This window comes from Asticcacaulis sp. P2_B1, from assembly GCF_056404915.1.
Genome location: NZ_JBFUDD010000010.1, coordinates 97136 through 119886 on the forward strand (window position 1 = coordinate 97136; position 22751 = coordinate 119886).

The window sequence follows — 22751 nt, forward strand, 5'->3', positions numbered from 1 at the left end:
TATGTTTTTATTGATATTAATTTTGATTAAGAAATGATTTCAATATCATTTTTGCACGACAGAAGCATTTTTCGGCGATTCATCGGCCATCAACCCTCTTCGGATATGCTCGATCAAGGCTCAAAACGAGCTCGAGACGCGTCAGGTCGCCGGAGTAGCCGCATGTTGAAGTCCGTCATTGTTTTAGGCAGCGCCGTCTTCTGCGCCGTTCTGACCGGCATGGGCGTTCTGGCGCTCGACACGCATGACGCCCCGGCCCAGCCGGCGATCGCCGCCAGCGCGACCCTGTCCCCCGACAGCAATGACATCCACCAGGACAGCCATGTCACCGCCATCCCCAAGGCCGGCGACGGCCACTTCTGGGCCAATGCCGTCGTCAATCAGAAGGCTGTGCGTTTCCTGGTCGATACAGGCGCCACGGTCGTGGTTTTGACCCCGGCCGACGCTCAGCGTCTCGGTTTCGACGCGCAAGGCCTTACCTTCGACCATAAGGTCATTACCGCCAACGGGCCGTCCTACGCCGCCGGCGTCACCTTAAGCTCGGTCGGCGTCGGCACCAGTACGATCCACAATGTCGAGGCATTGGTGGTCAAGGACGGGCTGACCACGTCGCTGCTGGGGATGAGCTATCTCGGCCGGCTCAGCCGCTTCGAAGCGACCCCGTCGAGCCTTATCCTGCATCCGTAGCCGCCAATTCTGCGGCATGGGCGATACCGCGCAGGCGCGCCGCCTCGATGGTGTCGCGCACGGCGTCTATCGCGCGATCCATGACCTCCAGCCCTGCCCCAAGAGCAATACTGTCCACCGTCATGATGCGCCGGAAAGCCCGGGCGCCCGGCAGACCGTGCATGACACCCAGCATATGCCGCGTCATGTGCGACAGGGGCCTTCCCGCCGCCAGTTGCGCCGCCATATAGGGCCGGTAGGCCTCCAAGGCTTCGAACGGGCCGACATCAGCGCCTTCACCGAAAAACAGGCCGTCGACCCGGCCCAGGATCGCCGGCTCATGATAGGCGACGCGGCCCAACATAACGCCATCGACATGGGCGAGGTGCGCCCTCGCCTCGTCCAGCGAGCCAATGCCGCCATTGATGGCAATGGTCAGCTCCGGATGGGCACGCTTTAATTCATAGACCAGCTCATAATCCAGTGGTGGCACATCGCGGTTTTCTTTGGGCGACAGGCCTTTCAGCCACGCCTTTCGGGCATGGACGGCGAAGGTTGTGATGCCGGCCTTCTGACAGGCCTCAACCAGAGTAAACAGACTGTCGCGCGGATCCTGATCGTCGACACCTATGCGGCATTTGACCGTCGCCGGCAGGCGGGTCGCTTCGATCATCGCTTGCATGCCATCGGCCACCAATTGCGGGTCGCGCATCAGACAGGCGCCGAAGGCGCCGGACTGGACGCGGTCCGACGGGCAACCACAGTTGAGATTGACCTCGTCATAGCCGAACTCTTCCGCAATCTTGGCGCAGGCCGCCAGTTCATTCGGCTCCGAACCGCCTAATTGCAGGGCGACGGGGTGTTCGACGTCGCTGTAGCCCAGCAGGCGCTCGCGATCGCCGTGGATGACGGCCTTGGTCGTCACCATCTCGGTATAGAGCAGCGCACGGCGCGTCAGGGTACGATGGAACGCCCGGCAGTGGCGGTCGGTCCAGTCCATCATCGGCGCTACGGAAAAGCGGAACGCCTTGTCATAAGCAGGTTTTGCCAGGGTATCGGTCATGGCCGCCTTATGCCGCAAGGCCGTTGATGAGGCAAGGCTTCGAAGACCGTCAAGGATTCGCACCGACCCCGGCCGCCTGAGTTCAAGATAATATTGAACAGTCGATCCATTTGTCATACTTATTGGGCAAATAGACAAATGGGAGATACCGATGGGTTTAGGTCTGCGCGCGGGGATGGTCATGCTCGCCCTGATATTGATGGCCCCGGTCGTTGTCCCGGTATCTGGCACTGGCGCCGCGGAGCCGGCTTCCCAGGTTCAGGCGGCAAGCGTGCGCGATCGCATCAATATCGACAAGGACTGGCGTTTCGCCTTCGGCAACGCCAAAGACCCCAAGCAGGACTTTCAATACGGACAGCGTCCCTTCTTCTTTGCCAAGGCGGGTTATGGCGACGGACCGGCCGATGTGAATTTTGACGACAGCGCGTGGCGCAAGCTCGACCTGCCGCATGACTGGGCGGTCGAACTGCCTTTCGATGCAAAGGGCAACACCAATCACGGGTCGAAAGCCATCGGCCAGGCTTTTCCGGAGAATAGTGTCGGCTGGTACCGCAAGGTGATCGACATCCCGGCTTCGGACAAGGGGCGGCGGATTTCGCTGGAGTTCGACGGCGTCTATCGCGACAGCGTCGTTTGGGTGAACGGCCATTATATGGGCACCGAACCCAGCGGCTATAGCGGGTTCCGCTACGACATTACCGATTACGTCAATTATGGTGGCCGCAATGTCATCGTGGTGCGCGCTGACGCCACCGTGGAGGAAGGCTGGTTTTATGAGGGCGCGGGCATTTACCGCCATGTCTGGCTGACCAAGACGGATACCCTGCACGTCGCCCAGTGGGGTACCTTCGTGCGGTCGACCGTCGATGGCGACAACGCAACAGTCGATATCGATGTCGAGGTGCAGAACGACGCCAAGAGCGACGAGACCTTTTCGCTCCGGCAGGAACTGTTCGGTCCCGATGGCCGCCAGGTCGCGACCGCCGAGTCGGCAAGCCTGACGGCCGGCGCCAAGACGACCGCTGATGTCAGCTCAGCTCTAACGGTGGACCAGGCGCAGCTATGGTCCCTGGAAACGCCCAACCTGTACCGGCTGCGAACGACGATTGTGCGTGGGGATCATGTCGTCGACAGCTATGACACGCCTTTCGGCATCCGCACCGTCGTTTTCGATCCCGACAAGGGCTTCTTTCTCAACGGCAAGAACGTAAAGCTGCAAGGCACCAATAACCACCAGGATCATGCCGGCGTCGGCGTCGCCCTGCCCGACGGGCTGCAAACCTGGCGTCTGGAACAGTTGAAGTCGTTCGGCGTCAATGCTTACCGCGTTTCCCACCATCCGGCGACGCCGGAACTGCTGGACGAGGCCGACCGGCTGGGCATGCTGGTCATTGACGAGAACCGTACGATGGGCACGACGCCGGAGATCGAGGGCCAGCTGGACAGGATGATCCGCCGTGACCGCAATCACCCCAGCGTCATGATCTGGTCCGTCGGCAACGAGGAATGGGCCCTGGAATGGAGCGATCTGGGCACCCATCTGGCGATCGAAATGCAGGACCATGTCAAACGCCTGGATCCGACACGGCGCACGACACTTGCGGCCAGCGGCTCGGGCGGCGGGGTGTCGCTTGGCGCGGATGTCATCGGCTTCAATTACGGCGCCCAGCACGATGTCGACGCCTTTCACGCCGCCCATCCCGAAAAGCCGGCCATCATGACCGAGGAGGGTTCGACCCTGACGACGCGCGGTATCTACTTCGACGACACCGCCCATTCGCACCTGAACGCCTATGATCGCCAGGGGCGGCCCGGCAACAGCCTGAGCATCGAGGAAGGCTGGCGCCGGGTGCAGGCGCGGCCGTGGATGTCAGGCATGTTCGTATGGACCGGTTTCGATTACCGCGGCGAGACGACACCGTTCGGCTGGCCGGCGATTTCGTCACAGTTCGGTATGCTTGATACGACAGGCGTGCTCAAGGACACGGCCTATTATCTCAAGTCCGTGTGGATGACGGAACCCATGGTCCACATCCTGCCGCATTGGAATTGGCAGGGACGCGAAGGCCAGGCGATCGATGTCCGCGTCTATAGCAATGGCGATGCCGTCGAGTTGTTCCTCAACGGAAAGTCGCTGGGCCGGCAGGCCATGGTCAAGGACTCCCATCTGGCCTGGAGCGTACCCTATAAGGCGGGCAAGCTGAGCGCCAAGGCCTATCGCGACGGAAAATTGGTGGTGTCGACCGAGGTCGTGACCACGGGTGATGCGGCCGCCGTACAGCTTGTGCCGGACACCAAGGCGTTGCGGGCCAATGGCAGCGATATATCGGTCATCTGGGTCAATATCGTCGACAAGGCCGGCCGGATTGTGCCGACGGCCGATAACCTGGTCCATTTCGAAACCAGCGGCCCGGTCCGCATTATCGGCGTCGGTAACGGCGATCCAGCCTCACATGAAGCCGACAAGCCGGCCGAACGCTATGCGTTTTCGTCCGTTTCCGGCTGGCGGACATTGGCGATCGACAGTCTCGACGGCGGCGCCGCGACGGGCGTGTCTGTGGATACCTCGGCTTGGCGCGATCCTTCTCAGTGGTTGCCGCCGGAAGCCCAGCCGCCAGTGACCAAGGGACTGGTTCTGCGCGGCCAGTTTGCGCGACCGGCCACAAAGGGGGGCGATAAGGTCGCTCTGTTTGTCGAAGCGCTGGATGCCACGCAAAAGGTCTATATCAACGGCGAGCTGGTCTCCCCCAAGGTGATCGATGGCGCCCTGGTTGTCGAACTGGATCCGGCCCTGATAAAGGACGACAACAGCGTGACCTATGTCCTGCCGACACCGCAAGGCGGCGTCCAGGGTATGTTTGACCGCTCGGTCGGCATGACCAAGTGGGGAACGCTGCGGGTCACCACGCCGGCGGAACCGTGGCAGCGCAGCGCCTTCAATGGCTGGGCTCAGCTTATCGTCCAATCGACCGGTGAGACGGGCGTCGCGACCGTAACCGCCACGACCGGCGGGCTGAAAAGTGCGGCTGTCAGGTTGGATATCGATTAGGGCGTGCGCGGGCGAATGCGGCCGAAAGCTGAGTAGTAATTTTCAAACTATTTGGAGGTAGGCTGAAGGCCTGGGGATAGCGATATGGCCATTCGGTACCGGTTCAATTTCATAGTGAACGATGATGACAGGATCATCATCGTCAGACCTATCGGCGACATTCCCGGCGCCGTGCTTGTCGATCTGTTGATCAATGCTTACAGCCATTTGACCGCGCCCTGGACCTATAACCGTGTCAACGACTTCCGCCGGTACGAAGGCTATCTGGAAGACGTCCATTTGGCTGAACTGGCCCGGCGATGGGCGGAATGGACCGCCGGCATAAGCTATCATTCGCACGTTGCGGTCCTGCCCCGGCATGCCTTCGAGAAACTCCGGCTGCCGGAGATTTCCCCGCAGTTTCCGAACGAGACGATCTGCTTTTTCAGCGATTACCACGAAGCCGTGGGATGGGTCCTGTCGGCCGACCGTGGCGGTTTCCTGGCCGGTCTTGGAAAGCTTGGACCGCCCCGCGCCGACGAAGGCGCCATCAGCGTCATTTGACCGCTTGGTTCATTTTGATCGCCCGGTTTGGGTTCCCACCGATAGGAGATATAGAGTGGCCGAGGGGACTGTAAAATGGGTTGGCAGAGAAAAGATTGAGATTTTCGATCTATGGAGTGCGTGGTCGGAAAATAATATTATACCGCGCAGATTGCGATACATGAAATAATTTTACTATTTATCGTACTTTCTTACTGACATAGCAGGGCAAGCCTGACATGTTTTTATCAGCTTCCTAGAATGCGTTTAGCCAGCATGGGGGGATATTGTGCTAAAATAGAGCTACTCTATTGATATATATATAGAGAGAGATAATATTTTTAATTCCCGACCGTTTGGTGCTGGACACAGATCTTTGGGCAGCGCCAGGGCGTGTGCCGAAAAGGCTGTGAACCGCTGCCTCAGGCGGGCTCTAATTCCAGCGGCTGGAGCGCGTCAAGGGGGAACCGGCGTTCATGTCCGCTGGCGTGGTCATGCCCGACAAAGCTCTTCTCGCCGTCGTGCAAACCGATAATCGGCACGCCGCGATAGCTGTTCTTGGTCAGAAGTGGATCTTCGTGGGTCGAATTCGCCACCTTGATCAGGATAGCGCAAAGCTTATCCCAATCGGCGTGCGTAAGGCCTATCATGATGTCATGCCGGCCGGTCTGACGGAAAACTTCGACCGCATGATCGATACGTTCACGAATATTCTGCATTTCCGCTCTCCTATCTTCCGCAACGAGTATAGACTCTAACGTAAGAGTTGTAAATTATCTATTTGAATCAGATGGTTAACAAAATTTGCCGTTGGATTAACCCTGTTTAATTTTACCGGCGTTGCCGGCGGACGTTTTCGAGATCAGGAAAAAGGCGCTGGCCGAAGCGGCAACACAGGCGATGGCACACAGAATGAGTGCCCCATGAAAGCCGGCGATCAGCTCTTGCCCGGCGGTGCCCAGCACGCCCCCCAAAAGCGCGGTGGCGATCATGCCGGCGGTGCGGGCCACGGCGCTGTTGAGACCTGAGGCCGAGCCGGTATGGCTGTCGTCGACCGAGGACAGGACGGCCGTGGTCAGGGGCGCCACGGCCACCGCCATGCCAGTGGCCAGGACGAAGATGCCGGGAAAAACCTCGGTCCAGTAAGTGGCGTGGCCATCGATCCTGAGTAGCAGGGCGAAGCCGCCGGCGACGATCAAAGGACCAATCGTCAGCGGCAGGCGCGGCCCTATCTTTTCGGCGATACCGCCCATGAGCGGCGATGCCAAAGCCAGGATGACGGCAAACGGCAACAGGGCCGCACCGGCGCCGGTGCCGGAATAGCCGGCGGCCGTGATCAAGACATAGGGCACCAGCACCATCAGGGCGCCAAGCGCGCCATAGAGCAAAAGGGTCAGCAGGGTCAGGCCGGCAAAGGTGCGCGAGCCGAACATGGCCAGCGGCATCATCGCCTTGTCACCGCGCCGGTGTTCAACCCACAGGAAAGCGGCGCTCAACATGGCCCCCATGACCACCGCAATAATCGCCGTGGTGGTCCAGCCGCCCGGTCCCGTGCCGAGAGTCAGCCCCCAGGTGATGGCGCCGAGGCCCGCCGTCGCCAGCACGCCGCCCAGCCAATCGAGCGGCGGGGCATCCGGCTTGGCAGCGACGTCCTTGATGAAGACCACGGCCAGGGCAATGGCCCCAAGGGCCGGCGGCAGGTTGATCAGGAAGATAGAGCGCCAGCCGATCGTGTCGATCAGCCAGCCGCCGAGCACTGGGCCTATGGCGCCCATGACGGCGCCCGCCGCGGCCCATATGCCGACCGCCCGGCCCTTGGCCTCGCCGCTGAACGAGGCGCCCAAAATCGCCAGGCTGTTGGGTAAGAGAATGGCCGCGCCGACGCCTTGCAGAGCCCGTGACGCCAGTAGCCACACTAGGTTCGGCGCACACGCGCAGCCCAAAGACGCCACCGCGAACAGGCCTGTGCCGACAACCAGCAAAAGCCGGCGGCCATAGCGGTCGCCGGCCGCTCCGCCGAGCAGAAGGAGTGACCCCAAGGGCAACAGATAGGCATTGATCAGCCACTGCAGGTCGGCGGTTGAGGCTTTGAGATCGGCGCCGATCGCCGGCAGGCCGACATTGACCACCGAACCGTCGATAAAGGACAGGCTGGAGGCCAGGATAGTAGCTGTCAATATCCATGGCGCGTGGGGCGTCTTAGCCGTCATTTCAGGCCTTTCAGAACCGTCGGCAACAGTTCCGAAACCGTCGGATGGATCGGCACCGCCCATTGCAGCACATCGTAAGTGACGCCGGCATTCATCATGTCGAGCACGCCGTGAATGGCTTCGTCGCCGCCGGTGCCGAGGATGGCAGCGCCCAGGATCTTGTGTGTTTTGGCATCGGCGACGATCTTGATAAAGCCCTGCGTCTCGCCTTTTTCGACGGCGCGGCCGACACGCGTCATCGGGCGTTTGCTGACCAGGACCTTGTGGCCCGCCTTCCTGGCTTCAGCTTCACCCATGCCGACGCGGCCGAGCGGCGGATCGATATAAAGCGCATAGCCGAGGATCCGGTCGCTGACCTTGCGGTGGTCGCCGTCGAGCAGATTGGCGGCAATGATCTCGAAATCGTTGAAGGCCGTGTGGGTAAAGGCGCCGCGGCCGTTGCAGTCGCCCATGGCCCAGATACCCGGCACGTTGGTCTGAAGGTCGTCGCCGACCTTGACATAGCCGCGGGCATCGAGCTCTACTCCCGCGGCGTCCAGGCCGAGATCATCGGTATTGGGCTTGCGGCCGGTGGCGACCAGAAGGTCCGAGCCGATGATGTCCTCATCGCCGATTGTGACCTTGACGCCTTGCTCGTGCCTCGTCAGGCGGATATCGGCCACGCCGGTGTGGACCACAACGCCCTCGGCTTCGAGGATGTCGCGCACGGCATCACAGATATCCACGTCTTCGCGGGCGATCAGCTTCTCGCCCTTCTCGATGACGGTAACCCGGGCGCCGAAGCGGCGGTACATCTGGGCGAATTCGAGCGCGATATAGCTGCCGCCGATAATGACAAGATGTTCGGGCAGGCGATCGAGCATGACCATGCTGTTATTGGTCAGATAAGGCACGTCCGCGATACCCGGCATGTCGGGGATCGACGCCCGGCCGCCGACATTGAGGAAAATCTTCGGCGCCGTGATCTGCTCGCCGTTGATCGTCAGGACATGGGCGCTGTCGAAGCGCGCGTGGCCGGTCATGATGGTGCAATTGTTAAGGCTTTGCAGCCACTTTTCGATGCCCGACCGGGCGTTCAGGGTGACGGTGTGTGAACGCTTGGCGACCGTCTTCATGTCGACGGAGATATCGCCGGTGACAACACCGAAATCGCTGCCACGCCGCGCCAGATGAGCGGCATAGGCGCTAGCCACCAGGGCCTTGGTCGGCATGCAGCCGGTATTGACGCAGGTGCCGCCGAACAGGTGACGTTCGATGATGCAGACCGACTGGCCGGCCTGGGTCAGGCGCTCGGCCAGGGGCGGTCCCGCCTGCCCGGCTCCGACAATAATGGCGTCAAAGGTTTGCATGATTTGGCTCCCTTGCGTGGTTCCGCAGCTTTACGCCCGCCGGCATAAAAATACAGCCGGGGATGCGCGGATGAACCAGATTCTGTCAGCAGTGACGGTATTGTGGGTGGCACGTCCCGATCGGCGTCCCATCTAATGTCCATCCGCAGCCGAGGAGTGCACGCCATGACCGTCATGACCGACAAGCCTGTCAAGAGTCCAGGCCCCGACCATCCTATTGCGATCACGCCGGTAACCGGCCGGGTCGTCGTCAAGGCCGGTGGCAAGACCGTTGTCGACACCACCGAAGCCCTGTCCCTGCAGGAAGCCTCATACCCCGCGGTTCTTTATGTCCCGCGTCAGCATGCTGACACGTCCTTGCTTACGCGCACCGACAATGTCACCTACTGCCCCTATAAGGGCGACTGTTCCTACTACTCCATACCGATCGGCGGCGGTCGCTCGGTCAATGCCGTCTGGTCCTACGAAGCGCCTTATGACAGTATGGCGGCCATCAAGGATTACCTGGCCTTTTACCCAATCGCGTCGATTCCATCGACGTTCTGTAGGCGTCTCACATTTAAACTTTACGATTTTCCTGCCGGAATGGCGTCCTTAAAGGGAAGGCAAAAGTCATGGACAGCGTTCACTACCCGAAAACGGGCGTTAACTCCGACACCTGGACCCCCGACAAGCCCTGGACATTAGTCTGTAGTTACAAGGCAATGCGTCGGCACACCGAGAGTCTGATCGCTTCGTTGAGCCAGGAAGACATGGTCGTCCAGTCCATGCCCGACGCCAGCCCGGTCAAATGGCACCTGGCCCACACCACGTGGTTTTTCGAAACCTTTTTGTTGAGCGGCCGCGACGGCTATACCGTCTTCGATCCCAGCTTCGCCTATCTGTTCAACTCCTATTATGAAGCCCTGGGGCCGCGTCAGCCGCGGGCACAGCGCGGCCTGCTGACTCGCCCGTCGCTTGATGCCGTCCTGGCCTATCGCGCCCATGTCGACAGCCATATGGAACGCCTGCTCGACGGAGGTCTGGCGCTAGAAACCGAAGATCTGGTCCGGCTCGGCATTGCCCACGAAGAGCAACATCAGGAATTGATTCTGATGGATGTCCTGCATTTGCTGGCGCAAAGCCCGCTCAAACCCGCCTATGACGAGGCCTTGCCGGCCGATAGTGGCGGCAGAACGGGGCGCTTCCTGCTGCGTCCCGGCGGCCTGGTCGAGACCGGGCATATGGGTGAAGGCTTTGCCTTCGACAATGAAAGTCCACGCCATCGCACATGGTTGCAACCGTTCGAAATCAGCGACCGCCTGGTGACCAATGGCGAATGGCTGGCCTTTATGGCCGACGACGGTTACAGCCGGCCGGACCTGTGGCTATCGGACGGCTGGGCCCAGGTCCAGGCCCAGGGTTGGGACGCCCCCTCCTATTGGGAGAGAGATGGCGACACATGGCGGGAAATGAGCCTGCGCGGGCTGAACTCCGTTGTTGCCGACGCGCCGGTCACCCATGTCAGTTTCTACGAGGCCGATGCCTTTGCCCGCTGGGCTGGGGCGCGACTGGCGACGGAAGCCGAGTGGGAAGCCGCCGCCCATGACGGCGTGCTTGATCAGGTCGATAATGTCGCCTGGCAGTGGACCAACAGCGCCTACCTGCCCTATCCCGGATTTCACCCCGGCGCCGGCGCGGTCGGTGAATATAACGGCAAGTTCATGAGCGGCCAGATGGTGCTGCGCGGCGGCGCCAGTTTCACGCCGCCCGGCCATACGCGCCCGACCTACCGCAACTTCTTCAAACCGGACCAGCGCTGGATGAGGTCCGGCGTTCGCCTGGCGCGTGACATCGCCGCCGGCCGCCATGAGATCGACGGCTCGGACCCCGCCTTCGCCGCCGATGTTGTCAAGGGCCTGTCGGCGCGGCAAAAGACCCTGTCGCCGAAATATTTCTACGATGGCGCCGGGTCCGACCTGTTCGAAGACATATGCCGGCTGCCGGAATATTACCCGACGCGGACCGAAACCGCGCTTCTGACGCGGATCGCGGCCGACCTGACCGGCGATATTCCGGCCGACGCGGTCCTGGTCGAATTCGGGAGTGGCGCCAGCGACAAGACGCGCCTCCTGCTCGATGCCGCCCCGCAGATCGCGGCTTATGTGCCGATCGACATCAGCGAGGACGCCCTGCGTCACGCCACCTTGCGCCTGAAGGCCGCCTATCCCAAGCTGTCGGTGACGCCGGTTGTCGGCGATTTCAGCGCCGAGGTCGAGCTACCGACCACCCTGAGGGGCCGGCCTTTGGTCGGCTTCTTCCCGGGCTCAACCATCGGCAATTTCACTCACACCGAGGCGACGGCCTTCCTGCGCACCGTGCGGAAAATGCTGGGCGCCGGGGCGCGGCTGATCCTGGGCGCCGACATGGTCAAGGACGAGGCGACCCTGGTGGCCGCCTATGACGATGCCGCGGGCGTGACGGCGCGCTTCAACAAGAACCTGCTGGTCCGCATCAACCGCGAGCTGGGCGGCAATTTCGACGTCAATGCCTTCGATCACCTGGCCGTTTGGAATTCCGACCATGAGCGCATGGAAATGCACCTGGTGTCGAAGAGCGATCAGATCGTCAAGGCCGCCGGCCACGCCTTCGCCCTCAAGGCGGGCGAGCGTTTCCATACCGAAAATTCGCACAAGTTCACCCTAGCGTCGCTTGGCCGGCTGACGGCGGAGTCCGGCTGGCGCATCGACGCGCAATGGATCAGCCCCGCGCCTGAATTCGGCATTTTCAGCCTGACGGCCTAAGCGCGACCGGGCTGCCAAGCCGATTTAGGGCACGCCGTTGCGCCCGAAACGCATGAACCCGGGACGCTCGCTCAGGCGATCATAATAGGCGAGCACGGCCGGAAGGTTCGGACGGGTCATCGGCGTCATCAGCCAGCGGTGCACCGACAGGCCAACCGAAATATCGGCCAGGGAAAAGTCGCTGCCAGCTATGTAGCCGCCGGTTGCGGAAAGTTGCCGGTCGACGATCGCCATATGCCGGTTCCAGCCGTCGCAACCGACGGCCATCTGAGCGGCGTCCTGGTGCGCCGGCGATTGGCGCACCAGGGCCATGAAGGCATAACGCCACGCCGTGTTCAACTCGGTGGCCTGCCAGTCCATCCATTGATCGATTCGCGCTCGATCCCGCGGCGCCGCCGTATAGAGTGCGCCGCCGCCGTAGGCCGCGCACAGGTATCGTATGATGGCATGGGATTCCCACAATACGAAATCGCCGTCGATCAGGACCGGTACCATGGCGTTCGGATTGAGAGCGAGGAATTCCGGTGTGTCCGTGGCGCGAAAGCCGGAACCCCAGTCCTCCCGGGCGGCGTCGATCGCTAGTTCGGCGCAGGTCCACAAGACCTTGCGCACATTGATCGAGGATGATTTACCCAATATCCGCAACATCGGCTTGCCTGCCTTCTTGGTGGGTCTGCTTCATATTACCGCTGTGACGGCGTAAACGCTCCCGCCCGATGTGATCAAGCTTTTATTGACCTCATGTCGCAGCGATGCGATGCCAACAGGCTTATTATCGGAAGCCCTGTCATGATCCGGACGAAAACTATCGCAATGGTGTGTGCCCTGGCAGCGGGTATTGCGCCGTTATCGGCATGCCATGCCCATGGCGATCCCGCCGTGAGTCCGGACCAAAGCCACCTGCCCCTGACGGTGGATACCGACACCCGGGAAGACGGCGCCATCATCGCCGTGACGGCCCTGGCCAAGCCGGCTGGGACCGAGGCCGACCTCTATCGGTTGTCTTACCGCACCGACCGGTTCGCCGTTACCGGCTACGCCGTCATACCCGCCGGCGCGGCCGGGCCAATGCCCGTGGTTCTGTTCGCCCATGGCGGCGCCGGCAAGGGCGACCGCATCGGTGGGCCGGTTCTGACCTATCTGGCGTCCCTGGCCGAGCGCGGGCAGGTCGTCATCCTGGCCAGCGACTATCGTGACAAGGACGAATACGGCGGCGCCGATGTCGACGACATCGCCAACCTCCTGCCCATCGCGCGGCGGCTAAAAATGGCCGATCCCGAACGTGTCGCCATGCTGGGTTTTTCCCGCGGCGGACTGGAAACCTATGTCGCCATGCACAGTGGCCTGGCGCTGAAAGCCGCGGTCGTGGTCAGCGGCCCGGCCGATCTCGGCGACGCCTGGTCGAAGCTCGACCTGCCGACACAACACAAGATATCGAATCTGGTCGGCGGCACGCCGTCCGGTCGTCCCGACTCCTATCGCGACCGCTCGGCGATCGCCTGGGCGGAAGACTTGCATGCCCCGCTCCTGATCCTGCAGGGTGACGCCGACAAGCGTGTACCTGTAGCGGAGGCGATAGCGCTGGATGCGCGTTTGTCGGCGCTCGGCCGGCCGCATAAATTGATCGTGGTACCCGGTGGCGACCACATGTTGCACAACGCCGCCGACCGGCGCGACGCCGCAATCTTGGACTGGTTCAGCACCTATTTGCGGTGAAGATTCTTGCTGTAGGGCACGGCCACGAAAAAGCGGCCCGGAGAGACTCCGGACCGCTTTTTCGTAGGGTTGTTCACAATGATCAGAACGCCTTGCGGATAGCGATGCCGTAGGTGCGCGGATCGTTGACCATGCCTGTCAGGTTGTTGAAGTCGATGGCGCTTTCGGCACGGATCTCGTTGGTAATGTTGCGCACGAAGACCGCGACTTCCAGGCCGTTCGGCGTCTGATAGCCGACGCGCAGGCCACCGATGGTCTCGGGCTTGCCGATGAACTCCTTGGCCTGGTAGAGGAAATAGTCGATCTTCGAGCGATAGGCCCAGTCGGTATAGACATAGATCTGACTGCCATTGGCCAGCGGCCAGCTGTATTTGGCGGTGAAGTTGCCGACCCATTTCGGCGCCTGGGGCAAGGGATTGCCGTTGATAATGGCATTGCCGTCGCTGTCGAGCGCGTCGATCATGGTGCACAGCGCGCCGCAAGGTCCGACGGCGATGGTCGGATCCTTGATTTCGGTGAAGTTGTAGCTGCCGCCGACGGTGATCAGCAGAGGCTGAACCGGATGGGCGGTCAGGTCGAATTCTGCGCCATAACCGATCGCCTTCTTGGCGTTGATCAGGTGGGCCGAATTGGCTGTACCGCCGACCGCGGTCAGTTGCATGTTGCGCGTCGTATAGGAGTAGACATCCGCGTCGAAGGCCAGTTTGTGCGCGAAATAGGCGCCTTTGACGCCGGTTTCGATCGACGCCGTGGTCTGGGCCTTGGCCGAGCTCAAGCCCGACTTGTCGAAGACGAAATTGACGCGGTCCTGGATGGCGGGCCCAAGATAGCCGGTGGCGTAGCGCGCATACCAGTTGAGGTTCGGCGTCACGACATAGGTGGCGCTAAGATCGCCCGAGATATTGCTGCCCTTCACCGACAACTGCGCCGGGAGGACGATCGAGGTCGCGACCGGCGTGCCGTTCACCTTGTCGGTCTTTTTATCGGAAGAATAGCGTAGGCCGCCGCGGATGGTCAGGGCGTCGGTCGGCTTCCATTCGCCGGAAGCAAAGGCGCCGAAATTAGTCGCGTGATTGTGATGGAACAGCTCGGCATCGACAACACCGGCCGGGGTGAAGTCGCGTTCCGCATAGTCGAGGGTCTGCTTGAAATAGTAGAGGCCGAATTGCCCGCGGATATTGTTGTAGGCCTTGGTTTCGAAGCGCAGTTCCTGGCTGAATTCGTTGGGCGTCGTCGTGCCGCCGGTGCTGCTGAAGAACAGGGCCTGGTTCAGGCCGGTCGGCGGGAAGGTATAGACGTCGCCGCCGTCGATGTCGCCGGAGCTTTCGACCTTGGCGTGCTCATAGGCCGTCGTCGAATAGAGGGTGCCGAAGTCGAAATCGTAGTTGAGACGGACGCTGGCGCCGCTTTCGGACAGGGATTGCGAGGTCACGCCATCCAGCGCGACCTTCTCGATGTCGAAGCCGTCGGAAAAGTCGTTGGAACCGGTCTTGAACAGGCCGGCGCGGAAGACGCGCGGCGTGCCGTCAAGGGTGCGGCCGTGGATGTTAAACAAGGCACCGAACTTGTCGTGGGTGTAAGACAACTGGAAGCGCACAGCCTTGTCATCATAGCCTTCCAGCTTGTGCTTGGCGAGGCCGGTGGTGTTGGTATTGGTCACCCAGTCGTCTCGGCGTTGATTGAGCGCCGACAGACGGAAGGCGAAGCCGTCGCCGATCGGGCCGGTAATGGCCGCTTCGGCATTGACGGTGTTGAACGTGCCCCACGATACGCTGCCGTAACCGCCGAAGGTATCAGATGGTTTGGCCGAATCGAGCTTGACGACACCCGACGGCGTATTACGGCCGAACAAGGTGCCCTGAGGACCGCGCAGGACTTCGACATTGGCCAGGTCGAAAACCGGAAACGACTTCAGCATCGGGTTTTCCAGGGCGACATCGTCATAGACGACCGAGACCGGCTGGGCGGCATTAACGTCGAAATCGGTATTGCCGAGACCGCGAATATAGAAGCGCGGATAGGTGCGGCCGAAACTCGATTCGATCAGCAAGCCCGGCACGCGCGCCGACAGGAAGCGGATGTCTTGACCGGAGGAGTTGAGGATATCGAGTTTCTGGCCGGAAATGGTCGAATCCGACACCGGGACGTCGCGGTTGCGTTCGGCGCGGCGGGTGGCGGTGATGATGACTTCAGTCGTTGACGTGTCGGGCGGCGGTGAGGCAACGGTCTCGTCGGCAGCGAACGCGGCGCCGGCGCAGGCACATGCGAGGGTGGAAGCGCCCGCCAGCAGAACAAGCGTCTTGCGGGCCCGGGTAAGTCGATATGAAGCCATGCGGAATTCCTTTTTGAGCGGACAATTCCCTAACGCAACTTCCCCGATGGGCAGGTCTCCCGTCATCGGAGACTCAACGCCTGGGGGATTGAATGTCAGATTTGTGACATGGCGACAAGCATATGGCGGCGATATGGATCGGCTGTTGCAAATTTGACGAAATATCGATGAATTATGTTTTTTCATAATTAAACTTGATAATTACGACTGTTCGTAATATGGTGTTTTCGTGCTCCGGAGAAACGCCATGAACGCCCATACCCGCTTTCAAACCGACCCTGTGGCCCGCGGTCCGGCGATCGTGGCCACAGCCAAACGCTTCGACCGTCATCCCTATGTGGCAGCGCCGGATCGCGGAAAATGTTTCGACTGCGTGGCGTTGATCAACATGCTGAGCGGCGCCGATGTGCCGGAAAACTGGATGCGGGATGGCGGGCGGCTGCCGTTCGACGTCATCGATCCGCCGGACGCCCGGCCGGGCGATCTGGTGACCTTTTGCATGCCGTGGCCGCAAAACCCGCATCATGTCGCCATCCTGACCCGCGGCGAAGGTGTCGACGATCCTTGTGCCCAGGTTTTCGGACCCTGGTTCGGCCATGCCACCGCGACCTGCTGGCTGCGCGGCTGGCGGCCCTATGTCACCGGCGCCTATCGCATGGCAACGGCATGAGGCCGGGCCTGACCGATCCGTCGGCTATTGCCCATCTGCGCAACGCCGCCTTTTATCGTCACGCCGCTGCCCGGGCGGCCAGTCTCGAGGCCCGGCGGGACGCGATCGACCGCCATGGCTATTTTCTCAGCCGCGCCCGCGCCATGAACCTGGTCCGCGATGCTATCCGGAGGCCGTCGTGACCGTCATACTTCCCTTTCCTGGCACCCAACGTTTCGGCGTCGTCGACGGCGAGGTCGTCGAAGCGACCGGATTCGGGCTGAAAACGCTGGATGGCGAGGCTTGTGTGAAGGTGATGCAAGGGCTGGAACGCCGCGCCAAGACCTATGCGGGAGACGGCAGGCGTGCCTTGGCCAAGGCCTGCCTCAATCAGATGTTCGCCTTGATGGAGGCGCGGATAGCGGCCTGCCATACGGGCAAAAAAAGAGCGCCCGGCGGGACCGGACGCTCTTTTTCTGGCACAGATGGTGGGCGCTACAGGGATTGAACCTGTGACCCCTACCATGTCAAGGTAGTGCTCTCCCGCTGAGCTAAGCGCCCATCTGTGCCGAAGAGAGCGGGTGTATAGCCAAGCCATCGCGGCTTAGCAAGCACCGGCAACAACTTTTCTTGGAAAATTGCAGGTGCTTGCCGCCGCGACGGCCCGGCATCGAAGCTCACTTGCCTTCCAGTATGCCCAGGCGGAACAGCGTGCCCGCCGCCGCTGCGCCGATAAAGGGCGCCACGATAAACAGCCAGAGCTGGGCCAGGGCCTGGCCGCCGACGAACAGGGCGGGCGCCAGGCTACGCGCCGGATTGACCGAAACGCCGGTGATGCGGATGCCGACGATATGGATGACGGTCAGGGTCAGGCCGATGGCGAGGCCGGCGAACCCGGCCGGCGCCAGCTTGTGCGTCGAACCCAGGATGACGACCAGGAAGATGAAGGTGGCGACGACTTCGAAGACGAAGGCCGACACCAGACCGTACCCGCCCTGATAGCCCTCGCCCCAGCCATTTTGCCCGAGGCCTGCTGTATGGACGTCATAGCCGCCGAGCTTGCCCGAGAGGATGGCATAAAGGACCGCCGCGCCCAGGATGGCGCCAATGACCTGGGCGATGACATAGGTGACGAAGTCCTTCAGTTCCATACGGCCGGCGATCAGCGCCCCCAGCGACACTGCCGGATTGACATGACAGCCCGACACCGGGCCAATGCCGTAGGCCATGGCGACAATAGCCAGGCCGAAAGCGAAGGCGATGCCGAGCGGCAGCATACCCGATTGATCGCCGGCGAATACCGCCGCGCCACAGCCGAAAAAGACCAGCACAAAGGTGCCGACGAGTTCCGCGAATGCTTTTTTCATGATTGTCCTTCCTGAGTTCAAGGCGGGGACAACATGTGTGGTTATACCACTGACCGGAACGCCCGTGCCGGCCTTGGATGCGTCACCCTAAAGGGTTGTAACACCGCTCAGCGATTCCGGCAAAGGCGGTTTATTGCGCAATATTTTGCGGGAGATATCGGCAGAAGCGCCGCTTCGCTTTACACCTATCGCCTGCGTGGTAAACTTCGCAGATGACCGGCAAAGTCTTTCTCACCGCGCGCAATGACGGCCTGGGCGAGCGCCTGAAGGCCATGCTGAACGCCATTGTCCTGGCCGAGTTTTTCGGTGTCGATTTCAAGTTCCAGTGGCGCCTCAACCCGACCTTGCGCACTCAGCACCATTGCATCGAATCCAAATTGGTCACCTTCGCGCCGGAATTTCTTACTGACCACGACCTGCCGCACTTCGACAGGACGGACTATCCGGTCCTGTTGCCGGTGCGGGCCTCGCAAGACGCTGTGCGGGCGGCGCTCGCCAGCGCGCCGGGCGGTCTGCGGGTCAATCAGGAACCGCTCGACAATCTCATCGATTTCGCCAATGAGATTCCATCGTCCGCCTATCGCGACGCCTTTGAGCGTATCGGCTTTTCCACGATGTTGATGGACGCCATGGCGGCAGCGCGTTCGGCCGCCACCCCCGCCACTTCGGTTGCCCTGCACCTGCGCGCCGGCGACATCGTTTATGGCGACTTTCGCATGGTCGGCACGCTCAATCAAAAAGCGCTGTGCTATCCCCTGGCCAAGGCGTTCATCCTGCAATTGCTGGACATGGGCAAATATCCGCTGGTCTTCGGCCAGGACATGACAACCTGCCGCCTTCTCGCCAGAACAGCCGGCTTGCGGTTGGCCCGGGACTATCTGCCGCCGACGTGGAGCGGTTTGGCCGAAGCCCTCGCCGAGATCGTCCTGATGGCGCGGTGTCAGGAAATCTATGCCGGGGTCAGCGGTTTTTCCCGGGTCGCCGCCCTGATCGGCGAACGCGAGTTGTTGACCCCCCTGGACGTGGCCGAGCCGTCGGACCTGATCGACGTCATCGTGGCGGAGCCCGACCTCTATGACGAAGATATCGCCCTGCCCGCCCTGCAAAAAGCCTTCGCCTTCGCGACCGTCGTCGCCCTGGGGGAAGGTGTGGTGGCGTCACAAAGCCTGATCGAAGCCCTGGATTATGCCCTCATGCACGATCCCGACAACGCCTATTACAGCCTGATGAAGGCCCGGTTCGAAACCGACACAGGCGACATCATGGCCGCCGAAGCCACGCTGAGCGCCATGCTTGAGCGCGTCGACAGGACGGTTGATTTCCGCGATACGCCTTTGCGCCGGGTTATCAAACACACCTATCGCGGCGTCAGCAGTTCCGGCCGGCGTATGTTGCGCGCCTATCTCGACAAGCTGCGTTTCTGCCGGGACAGGGAGCTTGCGGCGACGCGAGCCGTCGGCGCCATCGCGACACGCGCCCTTAATCGGGGTGAGCATTTCGAGGATGAGACCGCCGCCCGCGCCGAACGGGTGGCGCAACGTCAAGGCAGCACGCCGGAGGCGGTGGACGTCGTTGCCTGAGCCTCAGCTGTCCGAGGCGTTCCAATAAACCAGGCTGCCGAGATTGACTGACGGGGTCTGGTCGCCATCATAGTCGCTCAGCTCGTGCGGCGTGTTTTCGACCAGCGCATCCTCATCCATCTGGATGGTCACGGCACTGCAGACCGCGCCGTCGCGAAAGGGCAGGTATTTGATCTGCAAGCCCTTGCTCTGTTTATGCATCATGCTGATGACGCGTGGTGGGTCGGTATCGAGCCGCAGTTGCGCCCGCGTCTGCCAGGCATTGATCAAGGCGCCGATCAGGCGGTAAGACCGGCCGAGATCGACCCTTTGGCCCGGCACCAGCCGCCGCGACGCCAGGTGGAACAGGTTGGTGCTTTGCTCGACGACCGGACCCAGGGGATCGAAATCCGGCGACGACAGTTCGATCGTACTGAACTCGGTGGCATAGGAGCGGACGGCGGTCTTGTCGCGCCGGGGCACCGCGGCAACGGTGTCGAGAACCGCCCTGGCGACGTGGCCGGCGAAGGCAATGCTCGCCTCCACGGTCAGATGATAGTTGTCGGCATAGGGCGCCGCGACATCGGCCAGGACTTCGCGCGGACTGACAAAACGCCCGCCGACCTTGGCGCAGGTCTCCCGCTGCAATTTTTCGTGTTCGGATGGTGCGTTCGCATGGCGTTTGTTGCAGAAGCCGGCGACGACTAGCTCTGTCTGCGCCGCGATCGTCGACAGAATGCGGAACATCAAGGTGGCGTAGAAATGGTGGCCGCCGACGAAACGCGCCAGATTTTCGTCATTGACCAGACTGTCGAAGATGACCGCGTCATAGATGGAAAAATCCGTCGCCATCAGGCGGGCGACCTGTGCGCCCGGTCCGGCGCCGACCGAGCCGTTGACCATGTCGGCATCGGGCAAGGCGGCTTTGAGGCCGGCAATAAAACCGTCCTTCAGGATGCAGTTGGATTGTCCCAGCACCAGCAGCTTCATGGCATAACTATAGCTGTGATCGCGCAGCGTGCAAGTCGCGCTGGTATCAGTTTTGAACCAGGGAGGCCGTCAGGTTCAGCGCCGCGGCCTTTTGTTCGGCCGTCAGGGTCGTTTCGGCCGTCTGGACATAGTCGGCCGCGGCGGCCTGACCCTGACGCGAGGCCAGGGTCGCCCAGGCATAGGCCTGGGTCGGGTTCTTGCTGGTCCCGCGCCCGTCACGATACATCTGCGCGACATAGAATTGCGCGTCAGGATCGTTTTGCCGCGCCGCCAGGATCAGCCAATCATAGGCCTTGGCTTCGTCGCGCGGCACGCCCTTGCCGTTCAGATAATCCAGGCCGAGGTTATATTGCGCTGCCGATAGGCCCTGCTTCGCCGCGGCGAACAGCCAGAAGGTCGAGGCCTTGTCGTCACGGATGACGCCTTGGCCCGACGCATACATCATGGCCAGATTATATTGCGCATCGACGATCCCCTGATCGGCGGCTTTTTCGTACCAGTTGGCGGCCTGGACATAGTTGATACGCGTGCCCTGGCCCTGGTCGTACATGACGGCGAGATTATATTGCGCGTCGGCCAGACCTTGGGCGGCGGCCTTGGCGAACCAGGTAAAGGCCATTTTTTCGTCAACCGGCACGCCCTGGCCGCGATCGTAAATCTGGGCCAGGTTGAATTGCGCCCTGGCCAGGCCCTGCATGGCTGCCTTTTGATACCAGATACGCGCCTGGCCGAGGTCCTGCGGGACGCCGTCGCCGGCATTGTACATGTCGGCGACCTGCATCTGCGCCCGGACGTGACCGGCCGCGGCGGCCTTGGCGTACCATTCAAAGGCCTGGGCGTGATCGATCTCGGACCCCAGGCCGTCATAATAGACGCGGCCCAGTTCAGCCTGCGCGCCGGCATCGCCGGCCGCGGCGGCGGCGCGCACCTCGTCCAATGTCATCGGCGCTTTTGGGGGAATTTTAGGCGCGGCGGGTGGCGCGGGCGCCGCGGCCCTGGCAGGCGCCTTTGGCGCCGCGAGGGCATGGCCCGCCGACATTGTCATAACCAACAGAGCGGTGGTGATAACCCGCTTCATGCTGCGTTTCCCCGTTTTTATATTGCAGCCATCTTAGCTGCAAAAAACGGGCCTGAACAGCATCTTCATTCGCGACGCTTGTCCGGCCGGATATAGTCGTAGACGGCCAGACCGGTGGCGGGGTCGCTGAAGCTGCGCCAGGTCTGGGCGGCAAAGGCCGTACGGGCGTCCTTCATGCCGTCCTGCCAGTGCTCCTCGATCGAAACGCGCCAGAATTCGAAGTCCTTCGACTGGATCTCGTGACGGTTGGCGCGGTTGATGATGTGCACCAGACTGACACGGCCGTCATAGATGTCCGCGGGCAGACTTTCGCCGCACAACTGTTCGCGCACCTCTGGCGGAACATGTTCGGCCAGGGCGCGGATGGCGTGACGCAGGCGGTACTTTTCCAGGAAGGCGTCGGTGTTCATGCGCGTGCGACTGGAATAGGTGATGTCCTTCATGCGCTCCAGTACCTCGTCCATGGTGGCGGGCTCGGGACCGACGGCGCTGAACAGGTCGATCTGAAAGATCAGGGTGTCCTTGGCGACGCCGGCATCGAGGACATAGCTGAGCGGTGTATTGGAGACCAACCCGCCATCCCAATAGGCTTCGCCGTCGATCGTCACGGCAGGGAATCCCGGCGGCAAGGCCGCGCTGGCCATGACATGTTCGGGCCCGATGACGCGACCCGTATCTCTGTTGTCGAAATAGGTGAAGTTGCCACTCTTGATGTGGACGGCGCCAAGGCTAACCCGCATGGCGCCATGGTTGATGCGGTCGAAATCGACATGGCGCAACAGGGTCTCGCGCAGCGGCGCCGTATCGTAAAAGCTGATAGCCTCGGGCGTGCCGGGCTTGTTCAGCCACGGCAGCAGGAACCATGGACGGAAGAAGCCCCTCACGCCGGCGACCAGGCTCCATAGTCCGCTAAACTGACGGAAATTGAACTCGGCCATTTCGTGCTGCCGCGCCAGGGCCTGCCCCGGCACGGTGGTCGATATCTCGTTCCAGAAGGCGCGCAGATGACGGATCCGGTCGTCCGGGGCGTTGCCGGCGATGATGGCGGCATTGATGGCGCCGATTGAAATGCCGGCGATCCAATCGGGTTCGACACCCTCATTGTGCAGAACTTCATAGGCGCCGGCCTGATAGGCGCCGAGCGCACCACCGCCCTGCAGGACCAGGACCGTCTGCTGATAAGGCAGGTTGAGCGTGTTGCGGGGGTGGTAGGGTTCTTCGCGGTCGAACGACATGACAGGTACTCGAAGGGGGACAGGCATTATATTGCGCTGCAACAGGGCGTTTTCAAGGCGACCGCCGCCAATGATAGAGGTCGCATTTGGTTGTTTTTCACCACGCAAATTACCGGATCATTAAGGCTTTTACGTTTAGTCTTGTTATCCATATGCGCGGTCCGGCGGCCAATCGCATAAGGC

At 61.6% G+C, this 22751-nt stretch carries 19 protein-coding genes, 1 tRNA gene and 1 pseudogene; 10 read left to right on the forward strand and 11 right to left on the reverse strand.

The genetic code is table 11. The features are described 5' to 3' along the window. The first annotated feature begins 162 nt into the window (after positions 1-162). On the forward strand, positions 163-687 hold the full coding sequence (locus AC1DX3_RS18325) for a TIGR02281 family clan AA aspartic protease (RefSeq protein WP_476990774.1): 525 nt from the start codon (positions 163-165) through the stop codon (positions 685-687). Here AC1DX3_RS18325 and dusA read toward each other — a convergent pair. Beyond that, entirely contained in the window at positions 671-1729 is a 1059-nt protein-coding gene (gene dusA, locus AC1DX3_RS18330) for a tRNA dihydrouridine(20/20a) synthase DusA (RefSeq protein WP_476990775.1), read from the reverse strand. The two genes, AC1DX3_RS18325 and dusA, sit on opposite strands and share 17 nt — an antisense overlap. Before the next feature lie 151 nt (positions 1730-1880). Here dusA and galA point away from each other — a divergent pair, with 151 nt between their 5' ends. After that, positions 1881-4778: a beta-galactosidase GalA gene (gene galA / locus AC1DX3_RS18335; protein ID WP_476990776.1), complete on the forward strand. Its 2898-nt coding sequence runs from the start codon at positions 1881-1883 to the stop codon at positions 4776-4778. An 84-nt stretch (positions 4779-4862) separates the two neighbouring features. Beyond that, positions 4863-5321, forward strand: a complete 459-nt coding sequence (locus AC1DX3_RS18340; protein ID WP_476990777.1) for a hypothetical protein — start codon at positions 4863-4865, stop codon at positions 5319-5321. Between the two features lie 401 nt (positions 5322-5722). Here AC1DX3_RS18340 and AC1DX3_RS18345 read toward each other — a convergent pair whose 3' ends face one another. The 3 genes from AC1DX3_RS18345 to AC1DX3_RS18355 all read right to left on the reverse strand — a co-directional run bounded on the left by AC1DX3_RS18345 (position 5723) and on the right by AC1DX3_RS18355 (position 8859). Then, positions 5723-6019, reverse strand: coding sequence for a hypothetical protein (locus AC1DX3_RS18345; RefSeq protein WP_476990778.1), 297 nt, complete (start codon positions 6017-6019; stop codon positions 5723-5725). 96 nt (positions 6020-6115) lie between these two features. After that, positions 6116-7510 carry an MFS transporter gene (locus AC1DX3_RS18350; protein WP_476990779.1) on the reverse strand — a complete coding sequence of 465 codons (1395 nt, stop codon included), beginning with the start codon at positions 7508-7510 and terminating at the stop codon, positions 6116-6118. Further along, the gene (locus AC1DX3_RS18355) at positions 7507-8859 is read right to left on the reverse strand and encodes an FAD-containing oxidoreductase (RefSeq protein WP_476990780.1); all 1353 of its coding nucleotides are present in this window, start codon (positions 8857-8859) and stop codon (positions 7507-7509) included. The genes AC1DX3_RS18350 and AC1DX3_RS18355 overlap by 4 nt, the downstream gene beginning before the upstream one ends. Before the next feature lie 165 nt (positions 8860-9024). On the opposite strand from AC1DX3_RS18355, the gene AC1DX3_RS18360 reads away from it, so the two are divergent. Both AC1DX3_RS18360 and egtB read left to right on the forward strand, forming a co-directional pair. After that, a complete protein-coding gene (locus tag AC1DX3_RS18360) occupies positions 9025-9546 on the forward strand; it encodes a DUF427 domain-containing protein (protein ID WP_476990781.1) in 522 nt (173 codons plus the stop codon). Between the two features lie 8 nt (positions 9547-9554). Beyond that, positions 9555-11642 (forward strand): annotated as a pseudogene (gene egtB / locus AC1DX3_RS18365) (ergothioneine biosynthesis protein EgtB); the annotation flags it as partial. Positions 11643-11666: 24 nt separating this feature from the next. Here the strand turns inward: egtB and AC1DX3_RS18370 are convergent. Next, positions 11667-12290 carry a glutathione S-transferase family protein gene (locus tag AC1DX3_RS18370; protein WP_476990782.1) on the reverse strand — a complete coding sequence of 208 codons (624 nt, stop codon included), beginning with the start codon at positions 12288-12290 and terminating at the stop codon, positions 11667-11669. Positions 12291-12431: 141 nt separating this feature from the next. Here AC1DX3_RS18370 and AC1DX3_RS18375 point away from each other — a divergent pair, with 141 nt between their 5' ends. Then, positions 12432-13358, forward strand: a complete 927-nt coding sequence (locus AC1DX3_RS18375; protein ID WP_476990783.1) for an alpha/beta hydrolase family protein — start codon at positions 12432-12434, stop codon at positions 13356-13358. 82 nt (positions 13359-13440) lie between these two features. On the opposite strand, the gene AC1DX3_RS18380 is transcribed toward AC1DX3_RS18375, so the two are convergent. Continuing rightward, positions 13441-15690, reverse strand: a complete 2250-nt coding sequence (locus AC1DX3_RS18380; RefSeq protein ID WP_476990784.1) for a TonB-dependent receptor — start codon at positions 15688-15690, stop codon at positions 13441-13443. 247 nt (positions 15691-15937) lie between these two features. Here AC1DX3_RS18380 and AC1DX3_RS18385 point away from each other — a divergent pair, with 247 nt between their 5' ends. The 3 genes from AC1DX3_RS18385 to AC1DX3_RS18395 are packed head-to-tail and all read left to right on the forward strand — an operon-like array spanning position 15938 to position 16847. After that, positions 15938-16360: an NlpC/P60 family protein gene (locus tag AC1DX3_RS18385; protein ID WP_476990785.1), complete on the forward strand. Its 423-nt coding sequence runs from the start codon at positions 15938-15940 to the stop codon at positions 16358-16360. After that, positions 16357-16542 (forward strand): hypothetical protein, encoded by a 186-nt coding sequence (locus AC1DX3_RS18390; RefSeq protein WP_476990786.1) that lies wholly within the window; start codon positions 16357-16359, stop codon positions 16540-16542. Before AC1DX3_RS18385 ends, AC1DX3_RS18390 begins: the two co-directional genes overlap by 4 nt. Further along, positions 16539-16847 carry a hypothetical protein gene (locus tag AC1DX3_RS18395; RefSeq protein ID WP_476990787.1) on the forward strand — a complete coding sequence of 103 codons (309 nt, stop codon included), beginning with the start codon at positions 16539-16541 and terminating at the stop codon, positions 16845-16847. The genes AC1DX3_RS18390 and AC1DX3_RS18395 overlap by 4 nt, the downstream gene beginning before the upstream one ends. On the opposite strand, the gene AC1DX3_RS18400 is transcribed toward AC1DX3_RS18395, so the two are convergent. Beyond that, positions 16826-16900, reverse strand: a tRNA-Val gene (locus AC1DX3_RS18400). The two genes, AC1DX3_RS18395 and AC1DX3_RS18400, sit on opposite strands and share 22 nt — an antisense overlap. Positions 16901-17016: 116 nt before the next feature. Continuing rightward, positions 17017-17706, reverse strand: coding sequence for an aquaporin Z (aqpZ, locus tag AC1DX3_RS18405; protein ID WP_476990788.1), 690 nt, complete (start codon positions 17704-17706; stop codon positions 17017-17019). A 212-nt stretch (positions 17707-17918) separates the two neighbouring features. On the opposite strand from aqpZ, the gene AC1DX3_RS18410 reads away from it, so the two are divergent. After that, on the forward strand, positions 17919-19286 hold the full coding sequence (locus tag AC1DX3_RS18410) for a hypothetical protein (RefSeq protein ID WP_476990789.1): 1368 nt from the start codon (positions 17919-17921) through the stop codon (positions 19284-19286). A 3-nt stretch (positions 19287-19289) separates the two neighbouring features. Here AC1DX3_RS18410 and AC1DX3_RS18415 read toward each other — a convergent pair whose 3' ends face one another. The 3 genes from AC1DX3_RS18415 to AC1DX3_RS18425 all read right to left on the reverse strand — a co-directional run bounded on the left by AC1DX3_RS18415 (position 19290) and on the right by AC1DX3_RS18425 (position 22568). Beyond that, positions 19290-20255 (reverse strand): hypothetical protein, encoded by a 966-nt coding sequence (locus tag AC1DX3_RS18415; RefSeq protein WP_476990790.1) that lies wholly within the window; start codon positions 20253-20255, stop codon positions 19290-19292. 46 nt (positions 20256-20301) lie between these two features. Then, positions 20302-21198 (reverse strand): SEL1-like repeat protein, encoded by an 897-nt coding sequence (locus AC1DX3_RS18420; RefSeq protein WP_476990791.1) that lies wholly within the window; start codon positions 21196-21198, stop codon positions 20302-20304. A gap of 200 nt (positions 21199-21398) precedes the next feature. After that, positions 21399-22568, reverse strand: a complete 1170-nt coding sequence (locus AC1DX3_RS18425) for a patatin-like phospholipase family protein (protein ID WP_476990792.1) — start codon at positions 22566-22568, stop codon at positions 21399-21401. Positions 22569-22751: the final 183 nt, after the last annotated feature.

Excerpts from the sequence above, each read along its gene's own strand:
- AC1DX3_RS18390 (WP_476990786.1), top strand. The coding sequence starts at position 16,357 with ATGAGGCCGGGCCTGACCGATCCGTCGGCTATTGCCCATCTGCGCAAC.
- dusA (WP_476990775.1), bottom strand. The coding sequence starts at position 1,729 with ATGACCGATACCCTGGCAAAACCTGCTTATGACAAGGCGTTCCGCTTT.
- AC1DX3_RS18410 (WP_476990789.1), top strand. The coding sequence starts at position 17,919 with ATGACCGGCAAAGTCTTTCTCACCGCGCGCAATGACGGCCTGGGCGAG.
- galA (WP_476990776.1), top strand. The coding sequence starts at position 1,881 with ATGGGTTTAGGTCTGCGCGCGGGGATGGTCATGCTCGCCCTGATATTG.
- AC1DX3_RS18375 (WP_476990783.1), top strand. The coding sequence starts at position 12,432 with ATGATCCGGACGAAAACTATCGCAATGGTGTGTGCCCTGGCAGCGGGT.
- AC1DX3_RS18380 (WP_476990784.1), bottom strand. The coding sequence starts at position 15,690 with ATGGCTTCATATCGACTTACCCGGGCCCGCAAGACGCTTGTTCTGCTG.
- AC1DX3_RS18345 (WP_476990778.1), bottom strand. The coding sequence starts at position 6,019 with ATGCAGAATATTCGTGAACGTATCGATCATGCGGTCGAAGTTTTCCGT.
- AC1DX3_RS18370 (WP_476990782.1), bottom strand. The coding sequence starts at position 12,290 with ATGTTGCGGATATTGGGTAAATCATCCTCGATCAATGTGCGCAAGGTC.
- AC1DX3_RS18340 (WP_476990777.1), top strand. The coding sequence starts at position 4,863 with ATGGCCATTCGGTACCGGTTCAATTTCATAGTGAACGATGATGACAGG.
- AC1DX3_RS18355 (WP_476990780.1), bottom strand. The coding sequence starts at position 8,859 with ATGCAAACCTTTGACGCCATTATTGTCGGAGCCGGGCAGGCGGGACCG.
- aqpZ (WP_476990788.1), bottom strand. The coding sequence starts at position 17,706 with ATGAAAAAAGCATTCGCGGAACTCGTCGGCACCTTTGTGCTGGTCTTT.
- AC1DX3_RS18385 (WP_476990785.1), top strand. The coding sequence starts at position 15,938 with ATGAACGCCCATACCCGCTTTCAAACCGACCCTGTGGCCCGCGGTCCG.
- AC1DX3_RS18360 (WP_476990781.1), top strand. The coding sequence starts at position 9,025 with ATGACCGTCATGACCGACAAGCCTGTCAAGAGTCCAGGCCCCGACCAT.
- AC1DX3_RS18325 (WP_476990774.1), top strand. The coding sequence starts at position 163 with ATGTTGAAGTCCGTCATTGTTTTAGGCAGCGCCGTCTTCTGCGCCGTT.
- AC1DX3_RS18415 (WP_476990790.1), bottom strand. The coding sequence starts at position 20,255 with ATGAAGCTGCTGGTGCTGGGACAATCCAACTGCATCCTGAAGGACGGT.
- AC1DX3_RS18420 (WP_476990791.1), bottom strand. The coding sequence starts at position 21,198 with ATGACATTGGACGAGGTGCGCGCCGCCGCCGCGGCCGGCGATGCCGGC.
- AC1DX3_RS18350 (WP_476990779.1), bottom strand. The coding sequence starts at position 7,510 with ATGACGGCTAAGACGCCCCACGCGCCATGGATATTGACAGCTACTATC.
- AC1DX3_RS18425 (WP_476990792.1), bottom strand. The coding sequence starts at position 22,568 with ATGTCGTTCGACCGCGAAGAACCCTACCACCCCCGCAACACGCTCAAC.